We start from the raw sequence: 17,209 nt of genomic DNA, 5'->3' as shown, positions 1-17,209 counted from the left end.
ACTATGCCAGGCATAGTTATTTTATCAATTCCATTAATTTTTTATACTGATAATCATTATTTTCACTATTAGCATACATGATTACCGCAGCCTCTAATTTCTGCCGATCACTATTAGTATAAATACCATCAACAGTTAAATTATTAGCTTGTTCAAATTGTTTTAAGGCTTCCACTGACTGTTGTGAAAAATATCCATCATTACGTCCACAGTCATAACCTAAAATACTTAACATTTTTTGCATTGAGGCAATTGCTGTACCAACACTATCATATCCCATATCAGTTTCCAGTGCTTTGGTATAAATACCACTTGTATCCGTATTACTTACAGAATAATCAGGTGTCAATCCTTTTCCATTTATCCATGTACCACTTGGTAATAACCATTTTGCATAAGTATATTTTAAGACTGATCCGTCACTGAGCTGTTTTTGCGTCTGCGCCGTTCCCTTACCATAAGTTTGATCCCCGACTAATTTATAATTCATTTTTTCTTGTAATGCTCCTGCAACAACTTCTGATGCTGATGCAGTATTTCCATTTACAAGAATATATCCATTTATAAAATTATATTTTTGACAATCTTTAGCCTTATATTTCTCGATTGCACCGTTTTTAGTTTCCATTTGGAAAAGCAGTTTATCTTCTTTCATAAATAAACTTAATACATCAGTGGCAGCTGTAAGATATCCTCCGCCATTATCTCGCAGATCTAAGACCAAAGTATCAATTTTTTCAGCAGTAAAAGTCTGTAAAGCTGCTTCAATATCATCAGCTGTAGTACTTCCAAAAGTATTAATTTTTACATAACCAAATTTTTTACCATCATTATCTCTTATTTCACTAGTTACCGCACTATCTACATTGGCTCGCTCTACTTCAACTTCTTGTTGTTCAGTATTACGTATAATTGTCAACTTAACTTTAGTATTCGCTTCACCACGAATTAAATCAGAAATTTCATCAGCACTCTTACCAGCAACACTATTCCCGTCAACGCCTGTAATAATATCTCCAACTTGTAAACCACTTTTTTCTGCTGGCGAATTTTTATACACCTGCATTACCATTGTACCTTCACTAACAGTTCGCTGTGCTACACCAATACCTTCATAGTTCCCATCAACGCTTTGGTTATATGTCTTAGATTCTTCATATGTAAAATATGAAGAATGCATATCCCCCAGCGATTCTACTAAGGCGGTAATAGTATTCCCTTTGATGTCAACATCCTTATCATTAGGATTTAACCAAGCTTCATCTAATATTTCATAAGCTTCATCAATAATTGATTCTGCATTTTTGCTAGTACTGTTAGTCGGAACTGTTTTTTTTGCTACATAACCAGATACAAAACCAACTGCCAAACAAACAATCATACAAACAATGAATAGGGTTTCTCTAATATGTTTTGTTTTCTTTGGCTTCAACTTTGGCTCCGGATTATGATTTGGGCGAATAAAGTCTTCCATGTCTACACCTCACATTACTACATTTTAGCATAAAAAATTAATAACTTTTAGTAAAACTTAAAAAACATTATAAAATATTATGTGACAAATTTTAATCATCCCCTGCTGCTCAACAATATTATTAGCACTATCAAGCACGGAATTATTGTATAGGAAAAGCAAAATATCTAGTTCACTGCAAATGATTTGATACTGTTTAATTACATTTTGATATAAATAATCATAAGTTTTTTACATCATTTAGAATTCTTAATAACTTTATCATACATTCTCCAATTAGTTCTATTTTAAACTAAATTTTATTACTATATTAAAAAAATATTATACAAAAAAGCTGAAAGTTTCGGAACTTTCCTAATACTTTCAACTCTAGTTTTTAAAATATTCATTTATTCCTAAAACAATTCCCGTAACAATTTTATCTTGATAAGTACTGTCTCCTAATAACCTATCCTCATCTGGATTAGACATAAATCCCATTTCTACTATTGTTACAGGTACTTGACACCAGTTTATTCCACTCATCACATCAGTAATAATAACGCCACGATTTTTGCTGCCTGTTTGATTACAAATACTATTTACAACCGTTTTTGACAATCGTTGAGAAGCTGTAGCAATTTGACTACAATATGGATTAGATTCCGATGGTGCCATAGTTAAAGTTCCATGAATACTACTACTGTCATCACTATTACAGTGCAGTCGAATAAATGCTCCAGCATTATTTTTATTAGCAATCTCCGCACGCTGTTGATTAGAAATATTCACATCTTGACTTGTCCGAACCATAATTACTTGATAACCCGAATCTTCTAATTTTTTTTGTAACTTTAATGCAACTTCAAGATTAATTGCTGATTCTAAATTACCTGTACTTATTCCCGTTGCTCCTGTTGTTACTTTAGCTTTTGTTTGACTAGCTCCAGGTCCAATTGGCTCTTTGTTGCTATCGCCACGTCGTTGATGTCCTGCGTCAATCACAATTACACGACTATCACCAACGATTGGTAATTGAACTGTTCGCAAAGATTCCGGAACAAGTACTTCGCCTTCTTTTTCAACAAATGCCGTTTGTTGAGCTTCAACTGCTTCAGTTTTGATTAATTCAGAATCATTATTTTGTTTACAGCCACTAAAACATAACATAATTAGGAAAATACTGAGTAATTTCTTCATTATTTCACCCACTCTTCCTCATTATATCATAGATTAGCTATTAATAATTGCCTCTAATTCACCATCAATCATCTCTTTTAAAGTTTCACAGCTACGATCAAATTTATGTTGATCTACATTATTTAAATGCAGTGTCATGATCTTACTAATCCCTTGACGATTAATGATTGCAGGTACCCCGATATATAGCCCTTCTTGCTTATATTCACCTTGTTGATATGCAGAAACTGTTAATACGGCATTTTCATCACTTAAAATTGCTGTAATTAAACGATTTAAAGATAGACCTATACCATAATAAGTTGCATTTTTACGTTTAATTATCTCATATGCAGCTTGTTGTACTTCTTTATAAATTTTATGCATCTCGTTCATATCGATATTCATTTCCACAATATATTCCATCATACTCTTGCAGCCAATATAAGTATTCATCCATGGTACAAATGAAGAATCACCATGTTCACCTAATATATACGCATGAATATTTGTTGAGGAAATGTTCAAATACTCACTTAATAAATAACGTAATCTAGCTGTATCTAAAATAGTCCCACTACCAATTACACGGCTTGTTGGTAATCCTGATACTTTTTGGACTACATAACTCATCAAATCAACAGGATTACTTGCAACGATAATAATTCCATCAAATCCACTAGCCATAATTTGCTCAGTAATAGATTTCATAATTTTTGCATTAACACTAGCTAATTCCAATCTTGTTTGATTTGGTTTTTGAGCAGCTCCAGCAGTAATTACAACAATATCAGCATCTTTACATTCATCATAACCACCAGCTTTAACCTTTAAACTACTTTTACTATATGGTAGACCGTGGCTAATATCCATTGCCTCTCCAATTGCTTTTTCTTGATCCACATCTATTAATACAAGTTCATCAATACCACCAGTATTTAAAATAGAATATGCCATTGACATTCCTACAAAACCAGTCCCTACTAATACAACCTTTTTCAAATCATCATCTTGTCTCATTGTTAGTTCCTCCTTACAAAACCATAATAGTATTTATTACTAAAATTGTCATTTGATATGCTCTATTAATTTATTGTACTCATTTATTATAAAATTAAACCAGGATAACAATTCTTTAGTCATAAAATTTCTTACAAATTAATAAGTGGTAACGAATCTTTCTAAATCCATGATAGTATAATAAAAGGTTATAGTATTATTTAATAACATACTATAACCACTATCTTTTAAATAGATTCTTTTTCAACTATAAATAATTTATTTTGTAACCAAAAAGGGTTCTTACTAATTAAGAACCTCTTAATCTATAGCATTACTAATGAGGCTATATAACCAACCACTAAAGCAATAACATACGAAATAAATAATATTTTAAATGTGTCTTTTTTATTCTCATTATATTTTATTAAAGCTAATGTTCCTACACCGGCACTTGTCGTTAAACCTGTCAGTAATGCACCAAAACTTAAACCACCGGACACATATAATTGTGTCAGTATAACTGAACCAGCACAATTAGGGATAAAACCAATAACTCCCGCAATGATTGGCTGGAATATCCAATTTGTTTTTAAAAGGTTGGTTACTGTTTCTTCACCAATCCCCGCAATAATTAATGTAAAGACGATATTTGTTAATAAAATAAAGATAAAAATATTGAGTGTATGTCGTAAAGCCGGTAACCAAATACCATTTTGACAACCACAATCACAAGGCTCTACTTGTAAATATTCATAATCATCATGACTTCGATGATTCAAACGATCTACTACATAACCGGTAACTGTACCTAAAACAATTTTTAAAACAATTAAAACAACTAACATTTCCCATAAATCAGGATGTACTACTAAAATAGCCAAAGCTTCATCACTTGTGGCAATAAAGATTGATAATAAAGTTCCCATTGTCAAGTAACGCATCGAATATAATCGGGCCGCAATAACTGAAAAACCACACTGAGGGATACTTCCTAAAATCGCTCCGATAAAAGGACCGACTTTTCCAAACTCCATTACCTTATTGACAACATCACGATTAGATATGTATTCTACTAATAAGCAGGCCAAAAATAATACTGGTACTGTCATCAGGGATTCTTGAATTGGTTCTAATAATATTTCCATTAAATCACTCCTATCTCAATTGTTAGACTAGCATAACTTTTATATAGACTTTGTTTAGTTTACCATATTCTTATATAATTTCAAACTTATTTCTCTATTATACGCTCAATTATACAAAAATAAAGCGCTGTTTTTGTCTTAACATAATATTTATAATCCTTATCTTGATGATTTAAGAAATATTAGCTAAAATGGAATCATTAAATAACAAAGGGATCGAGAATAATGAAAATAACAAAAAAGCAGTTAAATAAAATAAAAATGATTGTTTGTGATCTTGATGGCACACTGTTTAACCATAAAAAAGAAATATCATCAGCTACAATCACTTATTTAATTAAATTACAAGAAAATGGTTATACTCTTGTTCTTGCAACAGGTCGCTTCTTTTATGAATTAAAGCCATACATTGAACAATTACAGCTGGAAAAATATCATGGCTATGTGATTTGCTGTAATGGAATAGAGATTTATGATCTTACTCACAATAAGTGTAGATCTTTTTCTTTTTTAGAACAAATAGAAATTAACGAACTACTTCAATTATCCCTTTATTACCGGTTAAATATACGTGCTAATTTTGATCATAAATATCAAATGATTTTAAATAATTGGCTATACTTTTTAATCCCCTTGATTCGAATATTTACTAAACGTTATCCCGACCTCACTTTTTATAAAAATACTGCTGTAGTACCTTGGAATAAACTTGGAAAAATTTGTTTACTTTCTTCACCTAGAAAATTAAAGCTTTTTGAAGCTGCTGCACAAACAAAATTTCCTGGACTATATCAATATTATTACACCAACCGTTACTGTGTTGAAGTTGTTAAAGCAGAAGTCAATAAATGTTATGCTGTAAAATATTTATGTCAGTTAAATAATTTAAATTTAGAAAATGTCTTAGCTTTTGGAGATAGTGGTAATGATGAAGAATTATTAAACAATGCCGGTATTGGGATTATTATGAAAAATGGTCTTTCCTCATTAAAGAAAAAAGCTACCTATCTTACTTTCAAAAATAATCGACATGAGGGTGTCTTAAATATGTTAGAATATTTATTTGATGATCTTATTAAAGATAAAAATTAGGCTAACAGCCTAATTTTTTATGACAACCGATTTTTAAAATCACAATAATTGAATTCTTTGATTATTTTAAGTTTTTCTTTTTGTTTTAAAACAATACTAGGTAAGTTCATCCCATTAAAAGTATTATTTTTTACCATTGAATAAATTGCCATATCTTTAAACCATAACTGTTGTCCTACCTGTAAAGGCTGGTCAAATGAATAATCACCAATAATATCTCCAGCTAAACAAGTTGGTCCTCCTAAGCGATATGTGTATGTTTTAACATTTGGTAGTGCACTATCGATAATTTCTGGTCGATACGGCATCTCTAATACATCTGGCATATGACAAGCTGCTGAAGTATCCATAATTGCGATAGCCATACCATTGTGGATAATATCTAGAACACTGGAAACTAGAAACCCAGCATTTAAAGCCACAGCTTCACCTGGCTCTAAATATACTTGTACTTGATATTTTTCTTTTATTTCATTAATAATTTTTATTAATTTTTCAAGATCATAGTCTTTACGAGTAATATGATGACCACCACCAAAATTCAACCATTTCATTTGTCCTAAATACTTACCAAATTTTTCTTCAACAGCCCTAATAGTAGTTATTAAATCATCGCTGTTTTGTTCACATAGAGTATGAAAATGCAGTCCCTCTATTCCCTCAAGCAGTTCTTCCTTAAAGTTTTCTAATGTTACCCCCATTCGTGAAAACTTTGCGCAAGGATCATAGATTTCATGACCTATTTGAGTTGAACATTCAGGATTGATTCTAATTCCACATGAAGTACTTGTTTGTTTTGCTAGATTTTGATATTTTTGCCACTGATTAAATGAATTAAAGACTACATGGTCACATATATTCATGATTTCTTCAATTTCATCATCACGATAGGCGGTACTAAAAACATGATTTTCTTTATGCATCTCTTCATAGCCAAGCTTAGCTTCATATAGTCCACTAGCAGTTGTCCCATCTAAATATTCAGCTATTAGAGGGTAAACACTGAACATTGAAAAACATTTTTGAGCCAATAGAATTTTACAACCAGTTCGTTCTTTAACCGTATAAAGTATTTTTAAATTTTTTTCTAATAATTGTTCATCAATTAAATAATATGGTGTCTTCATTAATCTACTAATACCGGATTATGATCTTCAATCCATGGCAATCCCCATTTATTTAATGCTTCCATAAATGGATCCGGGTCAAATTCTTCAACATTATAAACACCGGCTCTCTTCCATTGACCTTGTAATAACAGCATCGTTCCAATCATTGCCGGAACTCCTGTAGTATAACTAACGGCTTGAGACCCAACTTCCTTATAACATTCTTGATGGTCGCATACATTATATAAATAATATTTTTTTTCTTGACCGTCTTTTTTCCCTTGATAAATGCATCCAATATTTGTTTTGCCAACTGTTCGTGGTCCTAAGCTGGCAGGATCTGGTAGAACTGCTTTTAAAAATTGCAATGGAATAATCTGTTTACCTTCATATTCAATTGGTTCAATCGATGTCATTCCTACATTTTCTAAGCACTTTAGATGTGTTAAATAGCTTTCGCCAAAAGTCATAAAGAATCTAATTCGTTTGATTCCCGGAATATTTAAACCCAATGACTCCAGCTCTTCGTGATGCAACAAATACATATCTTTTTTACCAACTTGGGCAAAATCATATTCACGTTTAATTTCCATTGGTTTTGTCTCTACCCAATGTCCATCTTCCCAATAACTTCCGTTGGCAGATACTTCGCGAATATTAATTTCTGGATTAAAATTTGTTGCAAATGGATATCCATGATCCCCACCATTACAGTCTAAAATATCAATATAATTAATTTCATCAAATTCATGCTTTAAAGCGTAAGCACTAAATACACCAGTTACCCCAGGATCAAAACCACATCCAAGAATCGCTGTTAATCCCGCCTGTTCAAATTTTTCACGGTATGCCCATTGCCAGCTATACTCAAATTTTGCTGTATCTTCCGGCTCATAGTTAGCGGTGTCTACATAATGACAACCAGCTTCCAAACAAGCATCCATAATTTTTAAATCTTGGTATGGTAATGCAAGATTCAAAACTACCTCTGGTTGGAAATCTTTCATTAAAGCAACTAGCTCTTCAACATTATCAGCATCAACTTGTGCTGTATGAATAATTGTTTTTGTTTTCCCATCTAACTGCGCTTTTAGTTTATCACATTTACTTTTTGTTCTTGACGCAATCATAATTTCTTCAAATATCTCACTGTTTTGACAACATTTGTGAATCGCTACTGTTGCAACTCCACCACAACCAATAATTAACGTTCTTTTCATTTATTTTCTCCTTTATTCATTGCTAATAATAATTCCCTTAATACTTTGCAAGCGACTGCCGTTGATCCTCCACTTTGATCATAAACAGGTGATAATTCATTAATATCCATAGCTACTACATTTAGCTCACTTACAACAATCATCGCCTCTAATAGTTCCATAAAAGTCACGCCTCCTGCTTCGGGCGTTCCTGTTCCTGGAAATACACTGGGATCCAAGACATCTAGATCAATTGTAAAATACACCGGATACCCGCGGCATGCCTCAATTGCTTTTGATAGTCCTGTAAAATTAAATTTATTTAAATTAGTATGTTCTCTAGCAAAGCAAAACTCTTCTCGTTCACCACTACGAATTCCAAATTGATATATTTTATTATCACCAATTAAATCATATATTCGTCTAATCACAGAAGCATGGGAAAGTTTTTCACCTAAATACTCATCACGTAGATCGGTATGAGCATCGAAATGAATAACACGTATCTCTGGATATTTCTCAAATACTGCCTCAAAAGCTCCTAACGTAACAAGATGTTCGCCACCAATCATACATGGTAATTTATTTGCTTTAATAATTGTTTTTGTTGTTACTTTGATTATATCTAATGCTTTGCGGGGATTTCCAAATGGTAATTCAAGATCACCACCATCAAAAACTTTAATATCTTCTAAATCTTTATCCTGATAGGGACTGTATGTCTCTAGACCAAATGACTCTTGGCGCATTGAAGATGAAGCAAAACGAGTTCCCGGTCGATATGAGGTGGTACTATCCATTGGGGCTCCAAAGATTACACACTCAGCTTCATCAAACGATGCCTCTAGTCCAATAAACGTCTGTATATTTTTATTCCACATCTCTTAATAACTCCTCTACATAATTTGGTAATGCAAACGAACCTACATGAATGCCGGTATTATAATACTTTGTTTTCATCCCTCGAGCATTCCATTTTGTTTTTTGAAAATCTTTGATGGGATGATATTTTTTTGAAGCAAAACCAAATAACCAATGCCCTGAAGGATAGGTAGGAATATGCGCTTGATAGACTCGAGAAATCGGAAAACTTTCAACAATTCGTTTATGAGCCCGTTGCATTGCAACAGCATCTTCTTGATAAAAAGGACTTTCATGTTGATTAACCATAATTCCTGTATCATTTAATGCTTTATAACAGTTACCATAAAATTCCTTTGTAAACAGTCCTTCCCCCGGTCCAAAAGGATCTGTTGAATCAACAATGATCAAATCATATTCATTTTCTTTACCTCTAACAAACTTTAACCCATCTTGATAATAGATTTGTAATCGCGGATCATCAAAACAACATGCTGTCATCGGTAAATATTTTTTACTTACTTCAACAACTAACTCATCTATTTCAACCATATCAATCTTTTCAATCGTTTCATAACGGCATAATTCTCTAATTACACCCCCGTCTCCTGCTCCAATTACTAATACTTTTTTGACTTCAGGATGAACTGCCATAGGAACATGAACAATCATTTCATGATAAATGAACTCATCTTTTTCCGTTAGCATCATATAACCGTCTAGCGCTAAAAATCGTCCAAATTCTTTTGAGTCAAAAATATCAATTTTCTGGAATTCACTTTGACCACTAAATAACTGACAATCTACTTTAATCGAAAAATTCACACCATTTGTATGTCTCTCCGTAAACCATAATTCCATTTATTTCATCTCCCCTTTAAAACATTAAGTTTATTTATTGCCATATCTTCAGGACCAGTCATAAAGCACCCTTTTTCTTTAGCATATTGAATATAATCTAGAATTTCTTTCGTGATCCTTTCACCCGGTGCTAAAATTGGAATTCCCGGAGGATAACACATAACAAATTCACTGCAGACTCGATCAATACTTTGATAAAGCGGCAACGATTCTTTTTCTCCATAAAAAGCTGCTTGAGGAGAAATAACTACTTCAGGATTAATATATTCATGATCAAACATTCCTGTCCGATCCTTCTTAAACCGCCGGCGTATTTCCAAAAGTGCTCCGATTAAACGCTCAATATTTGCTTCACTATCACCGACTGAGATATAAGCAAGAATATTTCCAATATCACCAAATTCAATTTGAATCCCATACTCATCTCTTAATAAATCATATACTTCGATTCCAGCCAATCCGATATCAAGTGTAAATATTGATAATTTCGTTACATCAAAATCATAAACACTATCCCCATTGATCAATTCCTTACAATAAGCATAATAATCACCAATTTGATTGATTTCTGTGCGTGCGTATCCCGCAAGGCGACGAACCCTGTTAAAAATCTCATTACCATGTATAGCTAAATTTTTACGTGACATATCTAGACTTGCCATCAATAAATACGAACCGCTTGTTGTTTGTGTCAAATTAACAACCTGACGTACATAATCAGCATTTACATTTTCTCCTAACAGTAAGAAAGAGCTTTGCGTCAAGCTTCCACCTGATTTATGCATACTGACACTCGCCATGTCTGCTCCAGCCTCCATCGCTGACATCGGTAAATCATCATTGAAATAAAAGTGTGTTCCATGTGCTTCATCTACCAAAGCAAGCATATTATGCTTATGTGCCAATGCAACAATCGCTTTTAAATTTGAACATATCCCATAATACGTAGGATTATTTACTAAGATTGCTTTTGCATCGGGATTATCTTTGATTACTTGCTCTACTTGATCAAGTGACATACCTAGAGATATTCCTAATCGTTTATCAACATCAGGATTTACATAAATCGGAACCGCCCCAGTCAAGATCATCGCATTAATGGCACTACGATGGACATTACGTGGCATAATAATTTTTTCTCCTGCTTTTACACTTGCCATAATCATACTTTGAACTGCTGAAGTCGTTCCGCCTACCATAAAAAAAGCATGAGCGGCACTAAAAGCATCAGCTGCTAATTCTTCTGCTTCTTTGATTACCGAAACTGGATGACATAAATTATCCAATGGCTTCATTGAATTAACATCGATACTCATACACTTTTCACCTAAAAAATCTGTCAATTCTGGATTTCCTTTACCATGTTTATGGCCAGGAACATCAAAGGGAACTAAACGTTCTCTTTTCATTTGCTGTAAAGCTTCATAAATAGGCATTCTACTTTGATCTACTTTCATATTGCCTCCTAAAAAATATTACTTCCACTGTAAATCTCAATCATTTCTTGTCGTAAATTATTCGTTATCTCAAGTCTTACCTTTGGCGGCAATTCATAGATATCTGTTTTAAATAAGTAATTTTGTAAATCAATTTCTTTGATTAACATCTTCGTATGGTACAAATTAGCCTGATATACATTAATATCTGTAGCATCATAGTTAAGTAATGTTTTAACATCAATAAACTGTTGAATCGAAGTCATTGGGCTATCCATAAAAAGTTTCTTTCCCTTAATATCCCGAGTAAAACCGCGGACCCGATAATCCATTGTAATGATATCAGAGTCAAAGCTGCTAATTAAAAAATCTAACGTTGACAACGGTGATATTTCTCCACAAGTAGCCACATCAATATCTACCCTAAATGTCGCAATACTTGTTTCTGGATGATATTCAGGATACGTATGAACAGTAATATGACTCTTATCTAAATGCCCTAAAATAACTCGATCATCAACTTCTTCCATTTTTCCTTGACGACTTTCTAACATCTCTTCTTCCGCTAATAACATTGTTACACTGGCGCCTTGGGGATCATAATCTTGTTTTGAAACATTTAATACATGGGCTCCAATCATATTAGCTACTTCATAAAGAATATCAGTCAATCGCTTTGAATTATACTGCTCATCAATGTAAGCAATATAATCTTTTTGTTCCCTCTGACCTTTAGCATAGCAAACATCGTAAATATTAAAACTTAATGATTTAGTTAGGTTATTAAAACCATATAATTTTAATTTCTCATTCATACCAGTTTCCCCTTCTCCATAAAAAAAACTCAAGCAGGTACAATCCCACTTGAGTATCAATACGACATATTATTAGAACATCAAAAAATATCCTATATTATTAGCGTCAGAGTCTATATAGCAAGAATTACTTTTACTACTCTTATTGATTGTTTCACAAGTGTGATGTGCCTAAGCACACGGTTGTATAGTCACCAACTCAATGCTAAGGAATTTAGCATCAACTTATAAAATTCGAACTTTCGTTCTATCAATAAGGCAACAAAGTTGCCGGTCCGGCCTTTGACCTAGCTGTCCGTATGGCTTTAACTCCTAAGAGTGGTCAAAAGATTCCCGCAAAATAGATAACTCCTTTTGCAATATCTAAATTATAAATCATTAGTTTTTAAAAAGCAATCCTAATTTTATAAAATAAAATTTATTGTTTAATATACTAAATATTTTTGATAAAAATATAATTATAATAAATTTCTTTAAAAAGAATAATTAAATTAATAAAACTAGGATATTCAACATATTTATAAAAAAATCCAGGCTCTCACCTGAATCATTTTATAAACCTTTTGTATTATATTTTAAACAAAATAATATAAAATAAAATTGTTATAAGGACACTATAAAGTGTCCCAATCAGATAATATTCGGCAAAATCACTATCTTCTGCAATCTTATTATAACATGCAATCGACCTTGCTGTTAATACTAGTTCTTAGTATCCCCAATAATTACTGTATACATATTAATCACTTTCTTGATATTATTGTAACTTAATCAGTTTAATTTATCAATCAAATATAATTTATAATTAATTAAATACCGTTTATATTAAAAAGTCTAACCTAAGTCAGACTTTTATAATTATAATTCTTTAACATTTATTCTAGTAATTGCCTTTTTAAGTGCAATTTCAGCCCGCAATAAGTCAGTTTTTTCGGTTACTTCCTTAATTCTTTGTTCCGCCCGACGTTTAGCTTCTTTAGCACGGTTCAAATCAATTTCCTCTTTAGATTCAATTGAATTAGCAATTATTTTTGTTTCATCATCATTAACATATATAAATCCACCACCGATGGCAAATATATGACGTTGTTTATCAATGATATAACTCATCTCCGAGATTTCAATCCCGCTTGCTAAAGGCATATGATGAGCCAAGATTCCTACCTGTCCTGCTGTTGTGCGAAGATTTAACTGATTAACTTCCACTTCTTGGTAGATACCACTTGGTGTTACTATCTTAAGCTTAAATTTAGTCATTTGCTAATGTCTTCGCTTTTTCAATAGCTTCTTCAATTGTACCTACATTGTGGAATGCTTGCTCTGGTAAATCATCATGCTTACCTTCCAGGATTTCTTTAAATCCTTTGATTGTATCAGCAACACGGACATATTTACCATCCATACCAGTAAACTGACTAGCTACTGTAAATGGTTGTGATAAGTAGTTACGGACACGACGAGCCCGAGCTACTGTTAATTTATCTTCTTCACCTAACTCATCCATTCCTAAAATAGCAATAATATCTTGTAATTCTTGGAACCGTTGTAAGATTTGTTGAACCCCATGGGCTACCTCATAGTGTTCAGTCCCTACAACTAATGGATCAAGGGCTCTTGATGAAGAATTTAATGGATCTACGGCAGGATAAATTCCTAAAGCCGCAATTGAACGATCTAATACTACTTTAGCATCAAGATGAGCAAATGTTGTTGCTGGAGCAGGATCAGTTAAGTCATCAGCAGGTACATATACCGCTTGAACTGAAGTAATAGATCCTTTTTTAGTTGATGTAATCCGTTCTTGTAAAGCACCCATTTCGGTTGCTAAAGTTGGCTGATACCCAGCTTGTGATGGTACCCGTCCAAGTAAGGCAGATACTTCAGATCCAGCTTGAGTAAAACGGAAAATATTATCGATGAATAATAAGACATCCTGACCTTGTTCATCACGGAATTCTTCTGCCATAGTAAGACCCGTTAAAGCAACTCTTAAACGAGCTCCTGGGGGTTCATTCATCTGTCCAAATACTAGTGTTGTTTTAGATAAAACACCACTTTCCTTCATTTCATAATATAAATCATTACCTTCACGGCTACGTTCACCAACTCCAGCAAAAACTGATAAACCACCATGTTCTGTAGCAATGTTATTAATGAATTCTTGAATCAATACTGTTTTACCTACTCCGGCACCACCGAATAATCCAATCTTTCCACCTTTGATAAATGGGCAGATCAAATCAACTACTTTAATTCCCGTTTCAAGAATTTCAGTTTCTGTTCTTTGTTCGGCATATGTCGGTGCAGATCGGTGAATTGGCATTTTCTTAGTGCTATCACCTAATGCTTCTTTACCATCGATTGGTTGTCCTAAAACGTTGAACATTCTTCCTAGAGTTTCATTTCCGACAGGTACAGAAATTGGATTTCCCGTATTAAGAGCATCCATTCCTCGTTTTACCCCATCAGTTGGTCCCATTGCAACACAACGAACTACATCATCTCCGATATGTTGAGCGACTTCAACTACTAGAAGTTCATCACCATTTTGGATTTCAATCGCCGTATTTAATGCTGGTAAATTGTTATCACCATCAAATTGGATATCAATTACTGGCCCTTTGGCACTAATTATTTTACCAATATTTTGTGACATACGGCACCTCCTTATTGTGCATTAGCTCCTGCTACGATTTCACTAATTTCATTAGTAATCGCAGTTTGACGAGCTTGATTGTATTTTAATAATAATTGTTCTGTAAGTTCATCGGCATTATCATTAGCATTTTCCATTGATGTTCTTCGTGCGGCATTTTCACTTGTAGCTGATTCAATGATATAACCATAAATCACTGCTTGAAGATACATTGGAATCAAACTATCTAATACTTCCTCTGGACTTGGTTCAAATAATGTTGATTTCTTTGAGATTTCAATATGGTCAAAATCACTTGGATCAACAGGTAATAACGTAACAATTCTTGGTCTAAATGTTAAGTTATTAACAAACTCCGTATAAACGATCTTAATTTTACTAATTTCTTTTTCACGATACATTTTAGTTAATTCAGCAACTAACTTAGTTACATCTTTAAAATCAAAAGTTGTATTTAAATCATCAAACTTATGATCCGTTACCCCTTGATGATTTTTTAATAAATAACTAGTTGCCTTTGAACCAATACTATAAACATAATCACCTGGTTTGATTGCACCTTTAATTTCTTTAAAGATATTGGCATTATATCCACCACATAGTCCTAGACTTGAAGCAATAACAATAAATACTTCTTTTTCAATATCTTTATTTTCAACTAAATAGATACTATCATTATTACCCTTACAATTAGCTAAGATCTCCGCTACAGTTTGAGCAACATTAGTATAATAAGGTTTCGACTGTTCTAATTGATTTCTTGTTTTACGAAGTTTAGAAGTTGCGACTAATTCCATTGCTTTAGTAATTTTTTTAGTCGATTCAACTGATTTAATTCTCCGCTTAATTTCTTGCATTCCTCCAGGCATAGTTAACTACCCCTTTGTTTGAGTTTTTTCGAATTGTGTTACAAAAGCACTCATAACATCTTTCATGCGTTTTTCTAAATCAGCAGAAATTGCTTTTTGTTCATTGATTTCATCAATAATATCTCTTTGCGTCATATTGATATGTTCAACTAACTGATCCATAAAAGCAGACACCTGTTCCACTTCTAATGTCTTAGTAAATCCATATTTTAAAGCAAATAATGTAATTACTTGCGTTGATACAGTTCGTGGTGAATATTGTGCTTGTTTTAAAACCTCACGCACTTTTGCACCATGATCTAAAGTTGCTTTCGTAGCAGCATCTAAGTCTGAACCAAATTGAGCAAATGCTTGCATTTCAGCATACTGCGCTAATTCAAGTTTTAATGAACCTGATACTTGCTTCATTGCTTTGATTTGTGCAGCTGAACCAACCCGACTTACCGAAAGTCCAGTATCAATTGCTGGTCTAAATCCAGCATTGAATAATTCTTGTTGTAAGAAAATTTGTCCATCTGTAATTGAAATTACGTTAGTTGGAATATATGCTGAGATATCACCTGCTTGTGTTTCAATAATTGGTAAGGCTGTGATTGAACCCCCACCATTCTCTTCATTTAAGCGGCATGCTCTTTCTAATAATCTCGAATGTAAATAGAAGACATCTCCAGGATAAGCTTCACGCCCTGGTGGTCTTTTTAATAATAATGATACCGTACGATAAGCAACGGCATGCTTAGATAGATCATCATAAACAATTAAAACATCTTTACCTTGATCTAACCATTCTTCAGCAATTGCACATCCTGCATACGGTGCAATATATTGCACTGGTGCAAGTTCACTAGCAGATGCTGACACAACTGTTGTATATTCCATTGCGCCACCTTTACGTAACTTTTCAACAATTTGGGCAACAGTTGAATTCTTTTGTCCAATTGCTACGTAAACACAATAAATATCTTGATCTTTTTGATTTAAAATAGTATCGATTGCAATCGCAGTCTTTCCTGTTTGACGATCTCCAATAATCAACTCACGTTGACCCCGACCGATTGGAATAATTGCATCAATCGAAGTAATTCCTGTTTGTAACGGTTGGTCAACTGACTTTCTTGTCATAACCCCGCTGGCAACTCTTTCAATTGGGCGAGTATGTGCTGTAATGATTTCTCCATTACCATCAATTGCTTGTCCTAAAGGATTTACAACTCGACCTAACATCTCATCCCCAACTGGTATTTCCATAATCTTTCCAGTACGTTTAACTTCGTCTCCTTCTTTAATCGTACTTTCAGATCCAAGTAGTACGGCTCCGACGCAATCTTCATCTAAGTTCATTACCATTCCATAAACATCATTAGGGAAGGCAAGTAATTCACCTAGCATGGCATTATCTAAACCATGAATTAAACTAACACCATCGCCAACAGTCATGACTGTTCCAACGTCTTTAAGTTCGATTACATCATCAAAGTGCTTAATTTGTTCTTTAATTAAAGCACTAATTTCATCTGGTCTAAGCCCCACTA

The 17,209-nt window shown here is 33.2% G+C and carries 15 protein-coding genes; 1 reads left to right on the top strand and 14 read right to left on the bottom strand.

The annotated features are described in order from the left end of the window. Positions 1–16: 16 nt before the first annotated feature. From EYR00_RS00690 to EYR00_RS00675, 4 genes are all read right to left on the bottom strand, one after another. Entirely contained in the window at positions 17–1,474 is a 1,458-nt protein-coding gene (locus tag EYR00_RS00690; protein ID WP_003535268.1) for a S41 family peptidase, read from the bottom strand. Positions 1,475–1,843: 369 nt separating this feature from the next. Continuing rightward, entirely contained in the window at positions 1,844–2,653 is an 810-nt protein-coding gene (locus EYR00_RS00685; protein ID WP_008792462.1) for an N-acetylmuramoyl-L-alanine amidase family protein, read from the bottom strand. A gap of 33 nt (positions 2,654–2,686) precedes the next feature. Beyond that, positions 2,687–3,652 (bottom strand): L-lactate dehydrogenase, encoded by a 966-nt coding sequence (locus tag EYR00_RS00680; RefSeq protein WP_003535272.1) that lies wholly within the window; start codon positions 3,650–3,652, stop codon positions 2,687–2,689. Positions 3,653–3,957: 305 nt separating this feature from the next. Continuing rightward, positions 3,958–4,779: a putative manganese transporter gene (locus EYR00_RS00675; RefSeq protein WP_003535275.1), complete on the bottom strand. Its 822-nt coding sequence runs from the start codon at positions 4,777–4,779 to the stop codon at positions 3,958–3,960. A 225-nt stretch (positions 4,780–5,004) separates the two neighbouring features. On the opposite strand from EYR00_RS00675, the gene EYR00_RS00670 reads away from it, so the two are divergent. Next, positions 5,005–5,871 (top strand): Cof-type HAD-IIB family hydrolase, encoded by an 867-nt coding sequence (locus EYR00_RS00670; RefSeq protein ID WP_003535277.1) that lies wholly within the window; start codon positions 5,005–5,007, stop codon positions 5,869–5,871. Between the two features lie 17 nt (positions 5,872–5,888). Here the strand turns inward: EYR00_RS00670 and nspC are convergent, their stop codons facing one another. From nspC to atpA, 10 genes are all read right to left on the bottom strand, one after another. After that, the gene (gene nspC, locus EYR00_RS00665; RefSeq protein WP_003535279.1) at positions 5,889–6,998 is read right to left on the bottom strand and encodes a carboxynorspermidine decarboxylase; all 1,110 of its coding nucleotides are present in this window, start codon (positions 6,996–6,998) and stop codon (positions 5,889–5,891) included. Further along, a complete protein-coding gene (locus tag EYR00_RS00660) occupies positions 6,998–8,200 on the bottom strand; it encodes a saccharopine dehydrogenase family protein (protein WP_003535281.1) in 1,203 nt (400 codons plus the stop codon). Before EYR00_RS00660 ends, nspC begins: the two co-directional genes overlap by 1 nt. Further along, positions 8,197–9,060 carry an agmatinase gene (speB, locus tag EYR00_RS00655; protein WP_003535283.1) on the bottom strand — a complete coding sequence of 288 codons (864 nt, stop codon included), beginning with the start codon at positions 9,058–9,060 and terminating at the stop codon, positions 8,197–8,199. The genes EYR00_RS00660 and speB overlap by 4 nt, the downstream gene beginning before the upstream one ends. After that, positions 9,050–9,901: a polyamine aminopropyltransferase gene (gene speE, locus EYR00_RS00650; RefSeq protein ID WP_003535286.1), complete on the bottom strand. Its 852-nt coding sequence runs from the start codon at positions 9,899–9,901 to the stop codon at positions 9,050–9,052. The genes speB and speE overlap by 11 nt, the downstream gene beginning before the upstream one ends. Before the next feature lie 5 nt (positions 9,902–9,906). After that, positions 9,907–11,358: an aminotransferase class I/II-fold pyridoxal phosphate-dependent enzyme gene (locus tag EYR00_RS00645; RefSeq protein ID WP_003535288.1), complete on the bottom strand. Its 1,452-nt coding sequence runs from the start codon at positions 11,356–11,358 to the stop codon at positions 9,907–9,909. A gap of 8 nt (positions 11,359–11,366) precedes the next feature. Beyond that, positions 11,367–12,152, bottom strand: coding sequence for an adenosylmethionine decarboxylase (gene speD, locus EYR00_RS00640; protein ID WP_008792466.1), 786 nt, complete (start codon positions 12,150–12,152; stop codon positions 11,367–11,369). A gap of 858 nt (positions 12,153–13,010) precedes the next feature. Next, positions 13,011–13,409, bottom strand: coding sequence for an ATP synthase F1 subunit epsilon (atpC, locus tag EYR00_RS00635; protein WP_003535290.1), 399 nt, complete (start codon positions 13,407–13,409; stop codon positions 13,011–13,013). Continuing rightward, entirely contained in the window at positions 13,402–14,808 is a 1,407-nt protein-coding gene (gene atpD / locus EYR00_RS00630) for a F0F1 ATP synthase subunit beta (RefSeq protein ID WP_003535291.1), read from the bottom strand. The genes atpC and atpD overlap by 8 nt, the downstream gene beginning before the upstream one ends. A gap of 11 nt (positions 14,809–14,819) precedes the next feature. Next, positions 14,820–15,677, bottom strand: a complete 858-nt coding sequence (gene atpG, locus EYR00_RS00625; protein ID WP_003535292.1) for an ATP synthase F1 subunit gamma — start codon at positions 15,675–15,677, stop codon at positions 14,820–14,822. Between the two features lie 6 nt (positions 15,678–15,683). After that, a complete protein-coding gene (gene atpA, locus EYR00_RS00620) occupies positions 15,684–17,207 on the bottom strand; it encodes a F0F1 ATP synthase subunit alpha (RefSeq protein WP_008792468.1) in 1,524 nt (507 codons plus the stop codon). Between the last annotated feature and the right edge of the window lie 2 nt (positions 17,208–17,209).

The sequence above is a fragment of the Thomasclavelia ramosa DSM 1402 genome (assembly GCF_014131695.1).
Lineage (GTDB): Bacteria > Bacillota_I > Bacilli_A > Erysipelotrichales > Coprobacillaceae > Thomasclavelia > Thomasclavelia ramosa.
The sequence above is the reverse complement of the archived record's forward strand: the minus strand, read 5'-3'. Positions and strand labels throughout refer to the sequence as shown.